This window comes from Simplicispira metamorpha (assembly GCF_004341365.1).
Classification (GTDB): Bacteria; Pseudomonadota; Gammaproteobacteria; order Burkholderiales; family Burkholderiaceae_C; genus Simplicispira; species Simplicispira metamorpha.
Genome location: NZ_SLXH01000003.1, coordinates 26,252 through 45,035, shown reverse-complemented (window position 1 = coordinate 45,035; position 18,784 = coordinate 26,252). Strand labels below are relative to the sequence as shown.

16 protein-coding genes are annotated in these 18,784 nt (G+C 65.2%); 4 read left to right on the top strand and 12 right to left on the bottom strand.

Annotated elements, in window-relative coordinates; genetic code table 11:
- Nucleotides 1–130 precede the first annotated feature (130 nt).
- The 8 genes from EV674_RS02410 to ahpC all read right to left on the bottom strand — a co-directional run bounded on the left by EV674_RS02410 (nt 131) and on the right by ahpC (nt 10,066).
- Nucleotides 131–919 (bottom strand): heme ABC transporter ATP-binding protein, encoded by a 789-nt coding sequence (locus EV674_RS02410; protein ID WP_119013915.1) that lies wholly within the window; start codon nt 917–919, stop codon nt 131–133.
- Entirely contained in the window at nt 916–1,989 is a 1,074-nt protein-coding gene (locus tag EV674_RS02405) for a FecCD family ABC transporter permease (RefSeq protein WP_119013914.1), read from the bottom strand. The genes EV674_RS02410 and EV674_RS02405 overlap by 4 nt, the downstream gene beginning before the upstream one ends.
- On the bottom strand, nt 1,986–2,891 hold the full coding sequence (locus EV674_RS02400; RefSeq protein ID WP_119013913.1) for a heme/hemin ABC transporter substrate-binding protein: 906 nt from the start codon (nt 2,889–2,891) through the stop codon (nt 1,986–1,988). Before EV674_RS02400 ends, EV674_RS02405 begins: the two co-directional genes overlap by 4 nt.
- Nucleotides 2,892–3,032: 141 nt before the next feature.
- Nucleotides 3,033–4,130 carry a hemin-degrading factor gene (locus EV674_RS02395; RefSeq protein ID WP_374761690.1) on the bottom strand — a complete coding sequence of 366 codons (1,098 nt, stop codon included), beginning with the start codon at nt 4,128–4,130 and terminating at the stop codon, nt 3,033–3,035.
- A 143-nt stretch (nt 4,131–4,273) separates the two neighbouring features.
- Nucleotides 4,274–5,551, bottom strand: a complete 1,278-nt coding sequence (locus EV674_RS02390) for an HmuY family protein (protein WP_119013912.1) — start codon at nt 5,549–5,551, stop codon at nt 4,274–4,276.
- A 14-nt stretch (nt 5,552–5,565) separates the two neighbouring features.
- A complete protein-coding gene (locus EV674_RS02385; protein WP_241524976.1) occupies nt 5,566–7,563 on the bottom strand; it encodes a TonB-dependent receptor plug domain-containing protein in 1,998 nt (665 codons plus the stop codon).
- Nucleotides 7,564–7,766: 203 nt separating this feature from the next.
- Nucleotides 7,767–9,323, bottom strand: coding sequence for an alkyl hydroperoxide reductase subunit F (gene ahpF / locus EV674_RS02380; RefSeq protein WP_119013934.1), 1,557 nt, complete (start codon nt 9,321–9,323; stop codon nt 7,767–7,769).
- A 167-nt stretch (nt 9,324–9,490) separates the two neighbouring features.
- Nucleotides 9,491–10,066, bottom strand: a complete 576-nt coding sequence (gene ahpC / locus EV674_RS02375; RefSeq protein WP_119013911.1) for an alkyl hydroperoxide reductase subunit C — start codon at nt 10,064–10,066, stop codon at nt 9,491–9,493.
- Between the two features lie 178 nt (nt 10,067–10,244).
- On the opposite strand from ahpC, the gene bfr reads away from it, so the two are divergent.
- Both bfr and EV674_RS02365 read left to right on the top strand, forming a co-directional pair.
- Nucleotides 10,245–10,721, top strand: a complete 477-nt coding sequence (bfr, locus tag EV674_RS02370; protein ID WP_119013910.1) for a bacterioferritin — start codon at nt 10,245–10,247, stop codon at nt 10,719–10,721.
- Nucleotides 10,722–10,809: 88 nt separating this feature from the next.
- Nucleotides 10,810–11,079 (top strand): VF530 family protein, encoded by a 270-nt coding sequence (locus tag EV674_RS02365; protein WP_119013909.1) that lies wholly within the window; start codon nt 10,810–10,812, stop codon nt 11,077–11,079.
- Here EV674_RS02365 and EV674_RS02360 read toward each other — a convergent pair.
- Nucleotides 11,076–11,621, bottom strand: a complete 546-nt coding sequence (locus EV674_RS02360) for a hypothetical protein (RefSeq protein ID WP_241524975.1) — start codon at nt 11,619–11,621, stop codon at nt 11,076–11,078. The genes EV674_RS02365 and EV674_RS02360 overlap by 4 nt on opposite strands.
- A gap of 159 nt (nt 11,622–11,780) precedes the next feature.
- Here EV674_RS02360 and EV674_RS02355 point away from each other — a divergent pair, with 159 nt between their 5' ends.
- Both EV674_RS02355 and EV674_RS02350 read left to right on the top strand, forming a co-directional pair.
- Nucleotides 11,781–12,413 (top strand): response regulator, encoded by a 633-nt coding sequence (locus EV674_RS02355; protein ID WP_119013908.1) that lies wholly within the window; start codon nt 11,781–11,783, stop codon nt 12,411–12,413.
- Nucleotides 12,400–14,223 carry a hybrid sensor histidine kinase/response regulator gene (locus EV674_RS02350; protein WP_119013907.1) on the top strand — a complete coding sequence of 608 codons (1,824 nt, stop codon included), beginning with the start codon at nt 12,400–12,402 and terminating at the stop codon, nt 14,221–14,223. The genes EV674_RS02355 and EV674_RS02350 overlap by 14 nt, the downstream gene beginning before the upstream one ends.
- Here the strand turns inward: EV674_RS02350 and EV674_RS02345 are convergent.
- The 3 genes from EV674_RS02345 to clpB form a co-directional block, all read right to left on the bottom strand.
- Entirely contained in the window at nt 14,192–15,634 is a 1,443-nt protein-coding gene (locus EV674_RS02345) for an aldehyde dehydrogenase family protein (protein WP_119013932.1), read from the bottom strand. The two genes, EV674_RS02350 and EV674_RS02345, sit on opposite strands and share 32 nt — an antisense overlap.
- Nucleotides 15,635–15,683: 49 nt before the next feature.
- Nucleotides 15,684–16,040 (bottom strand): hypothetical protein, encoded by a 357-nt coding sequence (locus EV674_RS02340; protein ID WP_119013906.1) that lies wholly within the window; start codon nt 16,038–16,040, stop codon nt 15,684–15,686.
- An 88-nt stretch (nt 16,041–16,128) separates the two neighbouring features.
- Complete coding sequence (gene clpB, locus EV674_RS02335) at nt 16,129–18,735, bottom strand: ATP-dependent chaperone ClpB (RefSeq protein ID WP_119013905.1); 2,607 nt, start codon at nt 18,733–18,735, stop codon at nt 16,129–16,131.
- Nucleotides 18,736–18,784 lie beyond the last annotated feature (49 nt).

Sequence of the window (18,784 nt, the reverse complement as noted above, 5' to 3'; positions counted from 1 at the left end):
TCGTAGATCAATCCGCTATCTGTGAGAGATATAAAACCAAAAGCGGCGGCGCTGTTTGACACAGCCCCTTCGCTTTTATTTTGATAGCTGCTCGCGCTCATCTAGCAAGGGCTGGAGCCACTTTTTACGGTTAATCTGAAGAAAACAGGTACTGCAATACACCGTCGGGGGCGGGCACGGGGGTGCAGGCCACCTGCCAGACCTGGGCAATGGCGTCGGCGGTGAGGGTGTGCGCCACTGGGCCGTAGCGGTACTGGCCGCTGTCGAGCAGCAGCACGTCGTGGGCGTAGCGCAGTGCCAGGTTCAGGTCGTGCAGTACGGCCACCACGCCCACGCCCTGTTCTTGCGCCCAGCGGCGCAGCAGGCGCATGGCCTGGTGCTGGTGCGCCAGGTCGAGGGCGGCGGTGGGCTCGTCCAGCAGCAGCCAGCGCGCTGCGCCGTCGGGGCGGGGCTCCCAGATTTGCGCCAATGCGCGTGCCAGGTGGGCGCGGGCGCGTTCGCCGCCCGACAAGGTGTTGATGTTGCGCTGCGCCAGGTGCGCTACGCCCGTGGCCTCCAGGGCGCGCAAGGCGATGGCGCCCTCGTGCGGGCTGGGCGCCATGCGGTGCGCAAAGCGACCCCACTCCACCACCTCCTGCACCGTGAAGTCAAAGGCCACGGCGTTCTCCTGCGGCATGACCGCGCGCACCAGCGCCAGTTGCGCGGGGGTGTAGCGCGGCAGGGGCCGGTCGCCCAGGCGCACCTCGCCTGCCTGCGGCGCGCGCTGGCCCGAGAGCATGGCCAGCAGTGTGCTTTTGCCCGCGCCATTGGGCCCGAGGATGGCGGTAAAGCGCCCCGGTTGCAGCGCCGCATCCACGGTGGCCAGCCGGGGGCCACCGGGCAAGCCCACGCCCAGCGCGTGGCATTCCAGTGTGTTCATACCTTGCCCTTGAACTGGCGCAGCATCGCCAAAAACAGCGGCACGCCGATGAAGGCGGTCAGCACGCCCAGCGGCAGCTCAGCCGGTTGCACCACCGTGCGCGCTACGGCATCTGCGGCCACCACCAGCGCCGCGCCCAGCAGCGCCGAACCCGGCAGCACCACGCGGTGGTCTGGCCCGGCCACCAGGCGCACCCAGTGCGGGGCCACCAAACCAATAAAGCCGATGATGCCGGTGGCGGCTGTCACGGCGCCCACGGCCAGTGCCGTCACCAGCACGGCCAGGCGCTTGGTGCGCTCCACGGGTACGCCCAGCAGCATGGCCTGCGCTTCGCCCAAGGCAATGGCGTTGAGCGATCGTGCCAGCGTCATGCCCACGCCCGAGGCCAGCAGCACCACAGCACCCACCAAGCCCACAGCGCCCCAGCGCGCGCCGCCCAGGCTGCCCAGCAGCCACATTTGCAGGTTGCGAAGTTGCTCGTCACTGGAGATAAAACTCAAATACCCCAGGCCCGCCATGGCCAGCGCATTGACAGCAATGCCCGCCAGCAGCATCAGCCCCATGCGGGTGCCGCCGCCCGACTGGGCCAGCGCGTAAATCAGCAGCGTGACACCCAGACCGCCGGTGAAGGCCATGCCGACCAGCGTCCAGCTGCCCAGACTGCGCGGCAGCTCGGGAAACCACCAGCCGCCCAGCACAATCGCGGCGGCGGCGGCCAGCGCGGCGCCGCTGCTGACGCCGATCAGGCCCGGATCGGCCAGCGGGTTGCGAAACACCCCCTGCATCAGCGCCCCAGCCAGGCCCAGTCCAGCGCCCGCCACCATGCCCAGCAACAGGCGTGGCAGGCGGATATTGACGAAGACGAGGTATTCGGGCCCCGCCTCCCCCTGGCCCGACACCAGCTGCACCAGCACCTGCCACAGCTGCGCAGGCGCGATGGCATAGGCGCCCTGTGCGCTGCCTGCCACCAGTGCGGTCAGCGCCAATATCAGGCCCAACAGCAGTGCCGCGCGCGGCGGCAGGCGCCCGCTGGGGTGCAACGCGCGCGCGGCGCCCAGTGCGCCACTCATGCCAGCAGCGCCAGCATGCGGGTGTGCAGCTCACGCACCGCTTGCGGCAGGCGTGGGCCAAAGCCCAGCAGGTGGTTGGCCTCCATCGCCACCAGGGCGCGGCGCTGGAAGGCGGGCGTGAGCGCCAGTTCGGGCCTCTGCCAGAAGGCGCCCTCGCCTCCCAGTGCCTCCATCCCTTGGCTGCTGTTGAGCAGCACCTGGGGCGCGGCGCTGGCCATGGCTTCTGCGGTCAGCGGACGGTAGCCCTGAAAACCCGCCGCCACATTGATGCCACCGGCAAAGCGGATCACCGCATCGGCAGCGGTGCCCACACCAGCCACCATGGGCGCGCCGCCGTGCGCCAGGATGAACAGCGCGCGCGGGCGCTGCGCCGTGCGCGCCACCTGCTGCTGTACCTGCGCCCACTGCGCATCGAGGGTGGCTTGCAGCGCCTGCGCCTGCACAGTGCGCCCAGTCAAGCGCCCTACCACTTGCAGCTTGCGCTGTACCTCGGCCCAGCTGTGGTCGGCCTGCACCAGCTCCACGCGCACGCCAGCGCTGCGGATTTGGTCCAGCACCACCTGGGGGCCGGCCTCGTGGGTGCCGACCACGGCATCCGGGCGCAGCGACAGCAGCCCTTCGGCAGAGAGCTGGCGCATGTAGCCGACCTTGGGGGTTTTCAGGGCGGCATCGGGGTACAGGCTGGTGGTGTCGGTGCCCACCAGTTGGCCCTCGGCGCCCAGGGCATAGACCACTTCCGTGAGCGCACCGCCCAGCGCCACCAAGCGCTGGGCAGCCACTGCTTGGGCCGGTGCAGCCGCAGGCGCGGCGCGGGTGGCAGACCAGGCCAGCAGCGGGACGGCACCCAGGCTGCGCAGCCACTGCCGACGCTGGGGGTGGGAGGGCCAAAATTCGTGAGGCATAGCTGGATATGGCAAAAAATCGGAAAACAAGAACGAGCGCCCTGTGGCGCCCACTGCACAGGCCAGGGCGCTGGCGCAGAAAACCCCTGCACCAGCGCCGCCCCAGGCCAATGCCGCCAGTGGCATTGGCCTTGCAGCACTTCAGCGTGGCAGGCGCCCCACCAGGTCACGCCATGCCGGTAACTCAGGGCTACCGGGCTTGCGCACGCCAAAGAACATCGCGATCAACTCGGATTGCGCATCGAACACTTCCACCGAAGTCACGATGCCATCGACAGTGGGTTTTTCTACCACCCAGACGCTGTCGATCAGGTCTTCACGCAGGTGCAGGTTGAAGCCGGGGTCAAGCACATTGAGCCAGCACACATCGCCGCGCACCATGGGTTCAACGCGCTGCACCGGGCCCGAGTGAATCTGGATGCAGCCGCCGCTGCCCACAAACACCATGATCGGCGTGCCGTCCACAGCGGCCTCGGCCAGCAAGCGCCACACTGCCGTGCAGGGAACACGCTGCGCGAAGCTGCCTTCCACCAAACGGAAGCTCTGCTGGCGCTCAACACCGTGGCGCTGCAACAGCGTGAAGAATTCGTGCGTGTCCTGCATGGCAGCCCAGTCTGCGGCCAAGGCAGCCACATCGATCTCGCTATCGGGCCGGAGTGGTTTGGGTGGCGTGGCAGCAGCAAACACGGCGGGCGCGGCCTGCGGATCGGCAAAGCGGGCTACCAGCGCATTCCAGGCGGTCAGGTCGGTGGCGGCGCGGGCAAACACCTTGTGGATCGCCAAGCCCTGTGCGTTGAAAAATTGCAGGCTGTGCTGGGGCGCCTGGCCGGGCTGGGCTGCGGCCTCTTGCACCGCATAGCCTGCGTGCCACGACCGGAAGAACAGCCGCAGGTCGATGTCTGCATCCAGGGCCAGGCCCACTGGGCCTTCTGCCGACACATTGCGGTAAACGCCCGTTTTTTCATGGACGGCTGCGTCGTTGCGCGTGAGCGCCATCACCGGCCCACAGGCTTCCAGGCCCTGTAGCAGCTCCACCCAAGGGCCGTGCAACGCAGTCACCTGCAATGCGCCTTCCACCACACCGGCATGCGCGGCCAAGGCAGCCCCTTCGCTCAGGCCCAGGCTGTGGGCTGCCTCGCGGGCCCGCAAGCCCGAGCGGCGCGCCGCTGCCAACTGTGCGTGCAATCCGGTCTGTAGTGCGGGCGTACCGTGCCCGGCCACCGCCATCACCGCGCTCATGCGGCCACCCCGGCCAGCGCCTGCCGTGCAAAGGGCGCACGGGCGGTAGATAAGTCGAACCAGTTTTTCATCTCTCTCTCCTTGTTGTCCGTTGCATAGAGCGGGCCATACCGTATGGGGCTGGCCCGGCCACCGCAGTGCCTTCAGGGGGCGGGCGGCTGTATGTCCATCTCCAGCGTCCAGGTCTGGGTGCCGATGTAGGGCTTGGCCCCGGCGGCTACGGGGGCGTAGGCGATGCGGGTCAGGTGCAGGCGCGCGTAGCTGTTGCCTTCACCCGAGCGCACCAGCGTGGCGCGTTCGGGGTTGGCCTTGAGCTGGTGCTGGCCTGCCAGACCTGCAGCAAGGGCACCGGCATCGGTGGGGTAGTAGCTGAACCAGCCGTAGTCCAGCGGCTCCGGGTAGGTGCCGGTGTAAGCGGGCGAGAGCTGCGATGACACCGAGTCCTTGACCCAGGCACCAGCATTGGCAGGCGTGGCCAGCACGCTGGTCAGGTCGGCCAGCGTATCGGCGGGCACCGCACTCTTGAACTTGGCGACCACGGGCGTGGTGCCATCCGGCCCATAAAAACCTGCGGGGGTAGCGCCCACAAAACCACCCACCTTGCCGCTGCCCGAGGTGCCGCCATTGAGCTTGATCGTGTAGCGGTTGAAAGCCACATGCCAGTCACCGCTGGCAGGCACGGTGGCGGCAGTGGTGAGGTTGTAGTACACCCAGCCAGCCGAGGCATCGACGGTGGCTGTGCGAATTTGCTGGCTGGTGCGATCAAGCCAGCGGAACGTGGGGTGGCCCGATGCGGTTCCCCCTGCACCGCCGTAATAGCCCAGCAACTGCAATGCATAGACGGGGGCAGCAGCCGTGCCCACTGCATCGGCCAGTGTGTTTTGCGTGGTGACCAGGAACACGCGGTAGTTGGGGTAGAGCAAATGGTCACTGTCGCCGCCCAGGCCATATTCAAAGGCGGACGACTGGATCATGTTGCCGCCGGTAAACACGTTCTTGGCCGCATCGGGAAAGTACAGGTTCGCCGGGATGGCGCTGCCTTTGGGGTCGGTCAGCGCACTCTTCCAGGTCTGCAATTCGGCCCAGGTGTGGGTGAACGGGCTGCCAAACGCACCGCCCGCACCGCTGCCGTTGGGGCCGCTGTTGGTGAGCAGTTCAGCGGTGCGCCCGCCGCTTTTGACCTGGATGTCCCACGCATTGCCACTGCAACCGGGCACCTGCGCTTTGGCATTGAAGTCGTAGCACAGCGAGGCACCGGCAGCGGGCAACTCGAACGTCCAGGTGGCTTTTTCTGTGAACTTGCTCGCATCGCTCACGGGCGGTACGACGGGGGGCTCGGGGCTGTCGCCACTGCCACCACAAGCGCTGAGCAGCACAGCAGCCAGTGCCGTGGGCCAGAGGTAAAAGGATCGGTCGGTCATGAAATCTCCTGAGGTCAATGGTTGGATGGCCCGAACGCCCACTTGGCGCCGATATAGACAAAGCGCCCGGCGATAGGCCCGAAGTCACTGGGGCTGGCGAAATCGCGCTGGCGGTCGAACAGGTTGTTGGCACCGATGAACAAGGTGAGCCCGTCGCCCATCTCGTGGTTGAGGCTCAGATCGAGCGCGCTCCAGGCAGGAGAACGCGCGCCGCTGGCAGCGCTGACCAGCTCATCGCTTTGGTAGCGCGCACGCAGTGCCACGGTGGTGCCGGGCTGGGCTTTCCAGTCCACGCCCAGGCGCACCATGTCGCGCGGGCGGCGGGTGAGTTCACCGCCCTGCACCAAGTCCCGCGTGGCGGTGCGGGTGTAGCCCAGCTGCCACTGCAGCGCAGGGGTGGCACGCCAGCGCAGGCTGCTTTCGATCCCCGCTGTGCGGGCGCGGGCCACGTTGGCATAGGTGTAGGCCGTGACGCCATTGACGGTGGTCGCGTTGGCCAGGTCCGTCTGGATCATGTGTTTGATCCGGTTGTGGAACGCGTTGACATCCAGGCTCCAGGTGCGCCCCAGACTCAGCGTGCCGCCCCATTGCAGGCTGGTCGATGACTCTGGCTGGAGTAAGGGGTTGCCCACCACGACATAGCCCAGCGCACTGTGGTCAAACAGGTAGTGGCGCTCTTTGAGGTTGGGTACGCGGTAGCCCATGCCAATACTGGCGCGCAGCACGCCCTTCCAGTCGCCCTGCTCAAACACGTTGCCGCGCACACTGACCTTGGGAGCGGCATGTCCACCAAAATCCGAATCGTGCTGGCCGCGCATGCCCAGCAGCACTTCCCAGCGGTCGCTCCAGAGGATGTTGTTTTGCACAAATACCTCCCGGCTACTGCGCTGGACACGCCCACGCAGCCCCAGCTCAGAGGCGCCATTGCGTGTCTGGTTCAGCGTTTCGCGGTGCCAATCGGTGCCCAGCATCCACAGCTGCGGGCCCCAGGCAGGCAACTCGATCTGGGTCGTGATGTGATCGGTTTGCTGCACCGAACGACGCTGGCCCACCCCCACGGTATCCGAATACGCCTGCGAGGCGCTGTCGTAGCGCTCGCTCACCGCCTTGACTTGCAGGCGCACACCGCTGTCCAGGCGCCAGTCACCGCCCAGCACTGCACGGTGGCGTGTGATGTCCTCGGTTTTGCGCTGGGGCACGTAGTGGGGCGGCACAAAATACGCATAGCGCTGCACATCCGCTTCGGTGTAACGCCCCGCTTCGGCCCAAAAGCGCATGCCGGTGCGCGGCAGCCATTCGCCACGGGAAGCCAGCTGGATGCGCTTGCTGGCATCGCCCTGGCGCACCCACTCCGCAGGGTGCAAGCCAAAACCGGCATCGTCCAACACGTCGCCCGACAAGCCCAGGCGCCAAGTCGAGGCACCGCCCGCCAAGTCAAAACGGGCATGGCGGCTATTGGCGCTGGCGCTGCGGCCACTGTCGTTCTGGCGCCCGTAGCTGCCCGCATCCACCGCCACAGTGCCACCCCAGCCCGGCTGCATGCGCCGCGTAATGACGTTGACCACGCCACCCATGGCCGCACTGCCGTACTGCGCAGAACTGGCACCTTTGACCACTTCCACACGCTCGACCTGTGTCAACAGGTACTGGCTCAAATCCACCGTGGAGCCGGTACTGGCCGAAATTGGCAAACCGTCGATCAACACCAGCACCTGGTCAGCGCTCAGACCTTGCAGCGATAGTTCAAAGCCAGACTTGCCATGCACCTCGCGCAATTGCAGGCCGGGCACGTTCTCCAGCGCCTGCTTCAGGGTGCGCGCATGGGTGAGATCCAATTCTTCGCGCGCAACCACCTCAATGGGCACGGTGGACTCGTCGATGGCGCGTTCGCTGCGCGTTGCCGTCACCACCACGGGAGAAAGGCTTTGCGTGTCTTGGGCCTGCACAGCGCCGACCGCAGACACGACCATCAGCAGCCACAGCGCAGAGCGAAGAAAAGAGAAATTCAGCATCGCAAATAAAAGGCAGACCTGTAGAAGTTCGTGCGAATTATAGAGACACAAATGAGAACGATTTGTATTAAATAAAAAGGGTGAATAAAAAAACCCCGCACGTAGCGGGGCTCAGTGGACGTAGATCAGCCAAGCGGGCGGTGCCATGGCAGAACAGAGTGCTTCAACAACCCTGTCCTCCCCATGCTTCAGATCGCCGGTGCTCAGGCGCGGATCAGGTGGTCAAACGCACTCAGCGCGGCCGTGGCACCAGCGCCAGCGGCAATCACAATCTGCTTGTAAGGCACGGTGGTGCAATCGCCCGCAGCAAACACGCCGGGCACGTTGGTGTGGCCTTTGGCATCAATTTCGATCTCGCCAAACTTGCTCAGATTCACCGTGCCTTTGAGCCAGTCGGTGTTGGGCACCAGGCCGATTTGCACGAACACGCCTTCCAGTGGCACCAGGTGCTCCTGGCCAGTGGCGCGGTCTTTGAACTTCAGGCCGTTGACCTTGCCTTCAGCACCGGTGATTTCGGTGGTCTGCGCGTTGGTGTGGATGGTGACGTTGGGCAGACTTTTGAGCTTGTTGACCAGCACGGCGTCGGCCTTGAGCTGCTCGGCAAACTCCACCAGCGTGACGTGCGCCACCACACCGGCCAGGTCGATGGCGGCCTCCACGCCCGAGTTGCCACCGCCAATCACCGACACGCGCTTGCCCTTGAACAGCGGGCCATCGCAGTGCGGGCAGTAGGCCACGCCCTTGTTTTTGTACTCGGCCTCACCGGGCACGTTGACGTTACGCCACCGTGCGCCAGTGGACAGGATCACGCTCTTGGCTTTGAGCGCACCGCCGTTGGCCAGCTTGACCTCGATCAGGCCGCCGGGCTGGCTGGCCGGAATCAGCGCCTCGGCGCGCTGCAAATTCATGATGTCGACGTTGTAGGCGCGGGTGTGGGCCTCCAGCGCAGCGGCAAATTTGGGGCCGTCGGTTTCCAGCACCGAGATGTAGTTTTCAATGCCCAGCGTGTCGTTGACCTGGCCGCCAAAGCGTTCGGCGGCCACGCCGGTGCGAATGCCTTTGCGCGCGGCATACACGGCAGCGGCGGCGCCAGCGGGGCCACCACCGATGATGAGCACATCGAACGCCTCTTTGGCCGACAGCTTGGCGGCATCGCGCGCCGCAGCGCCGGTATCGAGCTTGGCCACGATTTCTTCGATGGTCATGCGGCCCGAGCCAAACACCTGGCCATTCAGGAACACCATGGGCACAGCCATGATTTCACGCTCGGTCACTTCTTGCTGGAAGGCACCGCCTTCGATCACGGTGGTCTTGACCTGGGGGTTGAGCACCGCCATCAGCGCCAGCGCCTGTACCACGTCGGGGCAGTTGTGGCAGCTCAGGCTCATGTAGACCTCGAAGTTGAAGTCGCCCTCCAGCGCCTGGATTTGCTCAATCACATCCTGCTCCACCTTGGGCGGGTGGCCGCCCGTCCACAGCAATGCCAGCACGAGGGAGGTGAACTCATGGCCCAGCGGCAGGCCGGCAAAACGCAGGCTGTTCGTGCTGCCCACGCGCTGCAGCGTGAACGAAGGCTTGCGCGCATCGTTGCCGTCGGTACGCAGGGTGATTTTGTCGCTGCGCAGGGATTGGATGGTGGTCAGCAGCTCGCGCATGTCGCGCGCCGTCTCACTGTCGTCCAGGGATGCCACCAGCTCGAAGGGCTGCTGCACGCGCTCCAGGTAGGCGGCAAGTTGGGTTTTGAGTTGGTCGTCGAGCATGGTGGAGTCCTTCCGGGTGGTCTTGCAGGGGGTGCGTTCGGAGCGCTTGTGGCGCCATGAGCACAAAAAACGGGCGAAAAAAAGCCGGACGGTAGGGCGCAAGCGCCACAGCGTCGTCCGGCCCGGGAGCGCCGCCAGGGCGCTCTGCCGTGAAACGGCTTGGCGGCTTAGATCTTGCCGACCAGGTCCAGCGAAGGCGTCAGGGTCTTGGCGCCTTCCTTCCACTTGGCGGGGCAGACTTGGCCAGGGTGGGCAGCGGTGAACTGGGCGGCCTTGAGTTTGCGCAGGGTTTCCGACACATCGCGGGCGATTTCGTTGGAGTGCACTTCCATGGTCTTGATGACGCCATCGGGGTTGATGACGAAGGTACCGCGCAGGGCCAGACCTTCTTCAGCGATGTGCACGCCAAAAGCGTTGGTCAGTGTGTGCGTGGGGTCGCCCACCAGCGGGAACTTGGCCTTGCCCACGGCGTCGGACGTTTCGTGCCACACCTTGTGCGAGAAGTGCGTGTCGGTGGTGACGATGTACACCTCAGCGCCAGCGGCCTGGAAGGCTGCGTAGTTGTCGGCAGCGTCTTCGATTTCGGTGGGGCAGTTGAAGGTAAAAGCTGCTGGCATGAAGATCAGCACAGACCATTTGCCCTTGAGGCTGGTTTCGGTCACTTCGATGAATTCGCCTTTGCCGTCACGGTTGACGAAAGCGGTGGTCTTGAAGGGCTGGACTTGGGTGTTGATCAGGGACATTGCAGTTTCCTTTCGGTGGATGGGACTAAACACAGGACTGAAGTTTAGGCCAGACATCAGCATCAATCCAATCAATTGCTTTTATTGGTTCAATTAAGTCTGGCTATAACGATAGATGCAACGGATTCTCGCCCAAGCCTGACAATGCACCATTACCCATCACACCCAGGAGGTTCCCATGAAAGGTGACGCACAAGTCATTGGCTATTTGCAAGCCCAGCTCAAGAATGAGCTGACCGCCATCAACCAGTATTTTTTGCACTACCGCATGCTCAAGCACTGGGGTTTTGACAAGCTGGCCAAGAAGGAATACGAAGAATCCATCGGCGAGATGAAGCACGCCGACTGGCTCATGGACCGCATCTTCATGCTCGACGGCCTGCCCAATCTGCAAGACCTGGCCAAGCTGCAAGTGGGCGAGGACGTGCCCGAAATTCTGGCCTGCGACCTGCGCCTGGAGCAAGGCGCACAAGCCACCGTGAAAGAAGGCATGGCCCACTGCGAAGCGGTGCGTGATTACGTCTCGCGCGACCTGCTGCAAAAAATCCTGGACGACACCGAGGAGCACATTGATTTTCTCGAAACCCAGATTGAGCTGATTGACAAAGTCGGGCTGCAAAACTATCTGCAATCGCAGATGGGCGAGATCAAATAATCAAAAAAGATAGCTGCTAGCGACCGTCCTGCGGGCGCTAGAGCCACAAAAGACCCAAAAATTCGGCCCCTGCAAAGGGGCTTTTGCCATGACCCAAGCCCCCCTGCCCACCCCCACTGCCCAGCCGCGCAACCCCTTGCATGGCGTCACGCTCGAAGCCATGGTGGTGGCGCTGTCCGAGCACTTTGGCTGGGAGGGCTTGGGCGCGCGCATTCCGGTGCGCTGCTTTCAAAGCGACCCCAGCGTGGCATCCAGCCTGAAGTTTTTGCGCAAAACCCCGTGGGCGCGCGAGAAGGTGGAGGGCCTGTACCTGTTCATGCTGCGCGAACAGCGCCGCGCCGCGCCGGGCCAGCGTTAAAGCGTGCCGTGGCGCGCGGCTGCCAGGGCCCGCTTGTTGCGAGGCCGGGGCACATGCACCGACGCGGGTGCGCCGTTGATGGCCGACAAGCCCAGCACCAGCGACACGCTGGGCAGGTGCGGGCGCTCTTCGGCAGGTGCGTAAGCCCGGTAAATGCCGTTGCAGTCTTCCTGAAAAAATTGCACCGGGTGAAACGCCACGCGCGCACTGCCGCGCTGGCCACCAAACGGCAACACCCGCAGGCGTGCATCCAGCGACAACACCAGCCCCCTACGGCCATCTCGGTTAATCAGGTCGGTGCGAATCACGCGCCAGGAGCGGCCCGCATCCAGCGTGTACTGCCAGGTGCCGACCTGGGTGTCCAGCGACTCCACCAGCACACCGGCGAGCACCGGCACCTCAGCGCAGTGTGTGGACACAATGCTGCCGATGCTGTTGCCCCCCAAACCGTTGGAGCGAGCAGCACCGGAAGCACTGGCACTTCCCGCATGCGCCGCAGTGGTGCGCAAGCGGGAAGTGCGAACGTCAATAGAGGTATTCACAAAACATATCCTTGTGCGTTGGGGGGGTAGCCGTGCCCGTGTTGCTGCGACACAGGCCTGGTGGTCTGAGAGGGCAAAGTCTAGAAAGCACGCTTGCTTACGTCCATCACACAAAAAGACTAGCCCTGGCAATGAATTTGTGCGCAATACTTCCCGCCCATGCCCGCCACCTTGCTGCTTGTGGATGACCACGCCCTGTTTCGCACCGGACTGCGCCTGATCGTCCAAGACCACCCCGATGTGGGCACGATTGCCGAGGCGGGCTCTATCGTGCAGGCCTGCGAACTGCGATTGCAGGAGGCCGATTTGGTGCTGCTGGACATCCAGCTGCCGGGCATGAGCGGCCTTGATGGCCTGCGCCTCTTGCGCCAATCGTGCCCCCGGGCGCGCATCGTGCTGGTGTCGGCCAGCATGGCCCCCGACGCCGTGCGCGAGTCGCGCGCGCGCGGCGCCGACGGCTTTTTGCCCAAGTCGGCGCGGGGCGAAGACATCCTCAACGCCATCACCCTGGCACTGGCCGGGTTGCCGTGTTTTCCCAGCGATGGCGCTCCGGCAGCAGCCGACGGGCCGCAGGCACCAGCGCTGACGGCGCGCCAGCTCGATGTGCTGTCGCTGCTGTGCACCGGCAAACCCAACAAGGTCATTGCCCGCGACCTGTCGTTGAGCGAAAACACCGTGCGCGTGCATGTAGCGGCCATCTTTGCGCAGCTGGGTGTCAACAGCCGCAGCGCCGCATTGCTGCAAGCACAGCGCCTGGGCATGGTGGGCCTGCCCCTGCATGGCGGTTACTGACGCACTGCGCAGCGTGCGCGCCGCCTGGCACTGGGAGCGCGATGAGGTGCTGGCCATGCAGGTGCTGCTGCTGCGGCGCAGCTTTCCGATGACGCTGGCGGCATCGCTGCTCACCTCTTTGGGCACGGTCTGGGTAATGTCTCTGGCGCTCCCGGTGCACACCATGCTGTGGTGGTTCGGCGTGCATCTGCTGGTAGTGACTGGCGTCTATCTGGGCTTGCACCCCTTGCCCCGCACGCACAAAACACCCCGCCAGGATGCCTGGCGGCTGACGCTGTGCATGGCGGCCATGGGCCTGATCTGGGGCAGCCTTGGTATGGTGGTGTGGTGGTTCAGCAGCAACACCGACGGGGTGATTTATTACGTCGGCATCCTGAGCACAGTGTCCTCGGGTGCCTTGGGGCTGGGTGCGCCCATGTACCGCGGCTACATCGTTTACCTGAGCTGTGCGGTGGGCGGCGTGCTGGTCGCGCTGGCACTCACATCCGGCCCGGTCACCTTGCCTGCCATGGTGATGGTGGCCGTCTATTACGGCCTGACCTGCCTGCACGCGCGCAACCTGTCGCAGGCCGCGCGCGACAGCATCGAACTGAAATTTGAAAACGAGCGTTTGGTCACGCAATTGCGCGCCCAAACCCAACGCGCCCTGCTGGCACAGGAAGCCGCCGAACGCGCCAGCCAGGACAAATCGCGCTTCCTGGCCGCTGCCAGCCACGACCTGCGCCAACCGCTGCACGCCATGGGGCTGTTCCTCGAAACTTTGCTGCGCACCCCGCTGAACGAGCACCAGTCCACCGTGCTGGGGCATGCACGCAGCGCCTCGGGCGCGGCTGCAGAGATGCTGTCCACACTGCTGGACTACTCGCGCCTGGAGGCGGGCGTGATCAAGGCCCACCGCGCACCGTTTGCGGTGCAGCCCCTGCTGTCGGCGCTGGAGCAGGAGTTTGGCGTGCAGGCCGATGCCAGCGCGCTGGTGTACCGCACGCGCGAGACATCGGCGGCTGCGCTGGCCGACAAGTCACTGGTGGATTTGGTCATGCGCAACCTGATCTCCAACGCCCTGCGCTACACCCACCAGGGCGGTGTGCTGATTGCCTGCCGCCGCCGCGCCGGGCGCCTGGCGCTGGAGGTGTGGGACACCGGCGTGGGCATACCGCCGCAGCAGACCGAAGAAATCTTCCGCGAGTTCCACCAGCTGGGCAACCCTGAGCGCGACCGGCGCAAAGGTCTGGGACTGGGCCTGGCCATTGTCAAACGGCTGGCCGCAGAAATGAACACGCAGGTCGAGGTGCGCTCACGCGAGGGACGCGGATCGGTTTTCAGGCTGTGGCTGCCGACCTGGAGCGGTGCGCTGCTGGTGGACGATGGCCCGGACACCAGCGACACCACCCGCCAACTGTGCGGCCTGCGCGTGCTGGCCATCGACGACGACGAGGCGGTGTGCCTGGGCATGCAGGCCCTGCTGCAAAGCTGGGGCTGCCTCTGCACCGCTGCGGCCAGCGCACAGGCCGCACTGGCGCAATACACAGCGCACACCCGCCCGCCCGATCTGATCATCACCGACTACCGGTTACGCCACGAAGAAACCGGCAAAGAGGCGCTGCAAGTGCTGCGCGCTCACTGGGGCGAGCACATCCCGGCCATCATCCTGACTGGCGACACCTCGCCCCAGCGGCTGCGCGATGCCCAATCCACCGCCGCCCTGCTGCTGCACAAACCCGTCTCCAGCAGCCAATTGATGCTGGCCATGGTGGAACTGACGCCCCAGCCCCAGGCACCTATGCCAGCCAGCGCCGCAGCAGCCCCATGACGCGGTCAAAGCGCGCGCCATAGGGCGGATACAGCAGCGCCCCCGGCGCCCAGCGCGACTGCACCAGCACCGACTTCTGGTGGCAAAACCGCACAAAACCCGCCTCGCCGTGGTAGGCGCCCCAGCCGCTGTCGCCCACGCCGCCAAAGGGCAGGTTGTCGTGGGCCACGTGCATCAGCGTGTCGTTCACCGTCACGCCGCCGCTGACGGTGCGCTGCAACACCGCATCGCGTGTGGCCTCATTGCGGCCAAACCAATACAGCGCCAGGGGCCGTGGCCCGGCGTTGACATGGGCAATGGCCTCATCCAGGCGCTCATAGGTCAGCACCGGCAGGATGGGGCCAAAAATCTCCTCCTGCATCAGCGCCATGGCCGGTGTAGCGCCCCACACCAGCACCGGCGCCATCTGGCGGCTGGTGCCACCATCGAGCACCGCCGTACCCTGCGCAGCACCCGCGCCGGGCGCGGGGTCCATGCTTTGCACCTGCGCACCTTGCGCCTGCGCCTGCTGCAACAGCCCTTGCAAACGCGCCAGGTGGCGCTGGCTGAGGATGGCGGCGTAATCCGGGTTGCCGGTGATCTGCGGAAACAACCGCGCCACGGCGGCGCGGTAGGCCTGGGCAAACTCGGCCTTGTGGGCACGTGGCAACAGCACGTAATCGGGGGCAATGCAGGTCTGGCCCGCGTTGAGCAGCTTGCCGTGCGCAATCTTCAGCGCCGCATCTTGCAAATCGCAGTCGGCGTCGATGATGCAGGGTGACTTGCCTCCCAGCTCCAGCGTGGTCGGCGTGAGGTTGGCAGCGGCGGCCTGCGCCACTTTGCGCCCGACAGCGGTGGAGCCGGTAAACACCAAATGGTCAAAAGGCAGGGCGGCAAAGTCGGCGGCCAGGGCCGCGTCGCCTTGCACGACGGCAAACTCATCCGGAGCAAAAAACTGCGCCACCAGCATGGCCAGTTGGGCCGAGGTGTGCGGCGTCAGTTCGCTGGGTTTGAGCAGCACGCGGTTGCCCGCTGCCAGGGCCGTGATGGCCGGAGCCAGGGCCAATTGCACCGGGTAGTTCCACGGCGCAATCACGCCCACCACGCCCAGCGGCTGGCGCTCTGTGCGGGCCTGCGCAGGCTGCAAAAACAAGGGCGTGGACACTTTCTGCGGCTTCATCCAGCGCGGCAGGTGGCGCAGTGTGTGTGACAGCAGGGCGCGCAGCACGAACAAATCGGCCACTTCGGTCAGGCGCGGCGAGCGCACACCAAAATCGGCCTGCACCGCAGCAGCCAGCGCAGGGGCATGCCCGTCCAGCAGCTTGCGCACGCGCCACAGGCGCTCACGGCGCAGCAGCAGGGGCACTTCAACCTGCGCACGGCTGGCCCGGTGCTGGGCATCAAACAGGGCGCGCAAAGGGGTAGCAGTCATGCAACCCATGATAGGGGGCACACCTGCCGCTACCCGTAGGACAAGCGGTCTAAACGCGCGGCTCGCCCGGCTCGCGCGGCTGCACGTCGGTCACGTCGTCTGCGCCGGGCAGCACACCCATGCGCTTGCCGGGCGCTGCGGCGCCAGGGGCCTCATCGGCACCGGTGTGGGTGGCCGTCCAGCGGGTGCGCGTGCGCACCACCGTGCTCCAGCCAGTGCGCGGGTCCACGCGCATGGCCCAGGGGGCGATGGGCTGGCCCGTGAGCCGCGCCCACAAAAAGCGCAGCCCCCAGACCAGCGCCAGCACCAGCGAGAGCACCAGCAAACCGACAAACAGCACCAGCCCCGCCAGCAGCAGCACGCCCCGAACCAACCAGCGGATCAGGCCCGCGACAAAATCGTTCAAGCTATCTCCTTCAAGCAAAAATAGCCGCCAACGCTTGCCAGGCAAGCGCGAGCAGCTATCTATTTTGATAACCAGACCCTGGCCTTCATCAACCAGGCTGGGCCGCACTGAAGTGGAACACGCCCGGCTCCAGCACCGGATCGACCTCCACCGCAATCGTGCTCTTGGGGGCAAAACGCCCTTCCAGCAGCAGTTTGGACAACGGGTTCTCAATGCGCTGCTGGATGGCGCGCTTGAGCGGGCGCGCACCAAACACCGGATCAAACCCCACCTTGGCCAGCTCGGCCAGCGCCGTCTCGGACACGCGCAGCGCCAAGTCCATCTTGGCCAGGCGCCCTTCCAGCAGCTTGAGCTGGATGCGCGCAATCGACTCGATGTGCTTGGCATCCAGCGCGTGGAACACCACCGTCTCGTCGATGCGGTTCAAGAACTCGGGGCGGAAGTGGTTTTTCAGCTCGCCCCACACCGCATCCTTGATGTCCTCGCTGTCCTGGCCCACCATGGCCTGGATCAGGTGCGAGCCGATGTTGCTGGTCATCACGATCACGGTGTTCTTGAAGTCCACGGTGCGGCCTTGGCCGTCCGTGAGGCGGCCATCGTCCAGCACCTGCAAGAGCACGTTGAACACGTCCGGATGGGCTTTTTCCACCTCGTCCAGCAGCAGCACGGAATACGGCTTGCGGCGCACAGCCTCGGTGAGATACCCGCCCTCCTCGTAGCCCACGTAGCCGGGCGGCGCACCAATCAGGCGGGCCACGCTGTGCTTTTCCATGAACTCGCTCATGTCGATGCGCACCAGGTGCTCTTCGCTGTCAAACAAAAAGCCCGCCAGCGCCTTGCACAGCTCGGTTTTGCCCACGCCCGTGGGGCCGAGGAACAAAAAGCTGCCCGTGGGCCGGTTCGGGTCAGACAGGCCCGAGCGCGAACGGCGAATCGCGTTGGCCACGGCGGCAATCGCCTCGTTCTGGCCGACCACGCGCTGGTGCAGTTTGTCCTCCATCACCAGCAGCTTGTCTTTCTCGCCCTGCATCATCTTGGCCACGGGAATGCCGGTGGCGCGGCTGACCACCTCGGCGATTTCTTCGGCGCCCACCTGGGTGCGCAGCAGGCGCGGCGCAGGGGCTTGGCCGTCTTTGCCCGCCTCTTTGGCCTGCGCCTCGCTGAGCTTGCGCTCCAGCTCGGGCAGCTTGCCGTATTGCAGCTCGGCCACGCGGTTGAAGTCGCCCTTGCGCGTCAGCTCCTCGATCTGGAAGCGCAGCTTGTCGATTTCTTCACGGATCTGGGCCGAGCCCTGGGCCTGGGCTTTTTCCAGCTTCCAGATTTCATCCAGGTCGGCAATCTCTTTTTGCAGCTTGGCGATTTCTTCGTCGATGAGTTCAAAGCGCTTTTGCGATGCCTCGTCCTTTTCTTTGCGCACGGCTTCGCGCTCGATCTGCAACTGGATCAGGCGGCGGTCGAGCTTGTCCATCACCTCGGGCTTGGAGTCCATCTCGATCTTGATCTTGCTGGCGGCTTCGTCGATCAGGTCGATGGCCTTGTCGGGCAGGAAGCGGTCGGTGATGTAGCGCTGGCTCAGTTCAGCCGCAGCGACGATGGCCGGGTCGGTGATCTCGACGTTGTGGTGTTTTTCGTAGCGCTCTTTGAGGCCGCGCAGGATGGCGATGGTGGCCTCCACGGTGGGCTCGCCGACCAGGATTTTCTGGAAGCGCCGCTCCAGCGCCGCGTCTTTTTCGATGTATTTGCGGTACTCGTCCAGCGTGGTGGCGCCCACGCAGTGCAGCTCACCCCGGGCCAGCGCGGGTTTGAGCATGTTGCCCGCATCCATCGCGCCCTCGGCCTTGCCCGCGCCCACCATGGTGTGCAGCTCGTCGATGAAGACGATGGTCTGGCCTTCGTCCTGCGACAGCTCTTTGAGCACGGTTTTCAGGCGCTCTTCAAACTCGCCCCGGAACTTGGCCCCGGCCAGCAGCGCGGCCATGTCCAGGGAGAGCACACGCTTGCCCTTGAGCGACTCGGGCACCTCGCCCGCCACGATGCGCTGGGCCAGTCCTTCGACGATGGCGGTCTTGCCCACGCCGGGCTCGCCAATCAGCACCGGGTTGTTTTTGGTGCGCCGTTGCAGCACCTGGATGGCGCGGCGGATTTCGTCGTCGCGGCCAATCACCGGGTCGAGCTTGCCCGCGCGGGCGCGCTCGGTCAGGTCGATGCAGTATTTCTTCAACGCCTCGCGCTGGCCTTCGCCCTCGGCGCTGTCCATCTTGGTGCCGCCGCGCACGGCATCAATGGCCGCTTCCAGGCTTTTGCGCGTCAGGCCGTTTTCTTTGGCCACGCGGGCGCCATCGCCCTTGCTGTCGGTCAGTGCCAGCAAGAACAGCTCGCTGGCGATGAAGTTGTCGCCGCGCTTGATGGCTTCTTTTTCGGTGGCTTGCAGCACGCGGCCCAGCTCGGGGCCGCCTTGCACCTGCTCCTGGCCTTGCACCTGGGGCAGGCGCTTGACGGCAATTTCGGCGTCTTTGAGCAGCCCGGCCACGTTGGCCCCGGCGCGCTCGAGCAGCGCGCGCGGGCCGTCGTCCTGGCGCAGCAAGGCCACCAGCACGTGGACGGGTTCGATGTAAGCGTGGTCATTGCCCAGCGCCAGCGATTGCGCGTCGGCCAGGGCTTCCTGAAACTTGGTGGTGAGTTTGTCGAGTCGCATGGGTGTTCCTCCGAATGCCTGGGCAGTTGGGGCATGCCCACGCGGTTTT

What these genes read in the sequence shown, in the direction of transcription:
- EV674_RS02390 (WP_119013912.1), bottom strand. Translation starts at nt 5,551, where the DNA reads ATGACCGACCGATCCTTTTACCTCTGGCCCACGGCACTGGCTGCTGTG.
- ahpC (WP_119013911.1), bottom strand. Translation starts at nt 10,066, where the DNA reads ATGTCCCTGATCAACACCCAAGTCCAGCCCTTCAAGACCACCGCTTTC.
- EV674_RS02385 (WP_241524976.1), bottom strand. Translation starts at nt 7,563, where the DNA reads ATGCTGAATTTCTCTTTTCTTCGCTCTGCGCTGTGGCTGCTGATGGTC.
- EV674_RS02410 (WP_119013915.1), bottom strand. Translation starts at nt 919, where the DNA reads ATGAACACACTGGAATGCCACGCGCTGGGCGTGGGCTTGCCCGGTGGC.
- EV674_RS02355 (WP_119013908.1), top strand. Translation starts at nt 11,781, where the DNA reads ATGCCCGCCACCTTGCTGCTTGTGGATGACCACGCCCTGTTTCGCACC.
- EV674_RS02365 (WP_119013909.1), top strand. Translation starts at nt 10,810, where the DNA reads ATGACCCAAGCCCCCCTGCCCACCCCCACTGCCCAGCCGCGCAACCCC.
- clpB (WP_119013905.1), bottom strand. Translation starts at nt 18,735, where the DNA reads ATGCGACTCGACAAACTCACCACCAAGTTTCAGGAAGCCCTGGCCGAC.
- EV674_RS02345 (WP_119013932.1), bottom strand. Translation starts at nt 15,634, where the DNA reads ATGACTGCTACCCCTTTGCGCGCCCTGTTTGATGCCCAGCACCGGGCC.
- EV674_RS02400 (WP_119013913.1), bottom strand. Translation starts at nt 2,891, where the DNA reads ATGCCTCACGAATTTTGGCCCTCCCACCCCCAGCGTCGGCAGTGGCTG.
- bfr (WP_119013910.1), top strand. Translation starts at nt 10,245, where the DNA reads ATGAAAGGTGACGCACAAGTCATTGGCTATTTGCAAGCCCAGCTCAAG.
- EV674_RS02395 (WP_374761690.1), bottom strand. Translation starts at nt 4,130, where the DNA reads ATGAGCGCGGTGATGGCGGTGGCCGGGCACGGTACGCCCGCACTACAG.
- EV674_RS02405 (WP_119013914.1), bottom strand. Translation starts at nt 1,989, where the DNA reads ATGAGTGGCGCACTGGGCGCCGCGCGCGCGTTGCACCCCAGCGGGCGC.
- EV674_RS02350 (WP_119013907.1), top strand. Translation starts at nt 12,400, where the DNA reads ATGGCGGTTACTGACGCACTGCGCAGCGTGCGCGCCGCCTGGCACTGG.
- ahpF (WP_119013934.1), bottom strand. Translation starts at nt 9,323, where the DNA reads ATGCTCGACGACCAACTCAAAACCCAACTTGCCGCCTACCTGGAGCGC.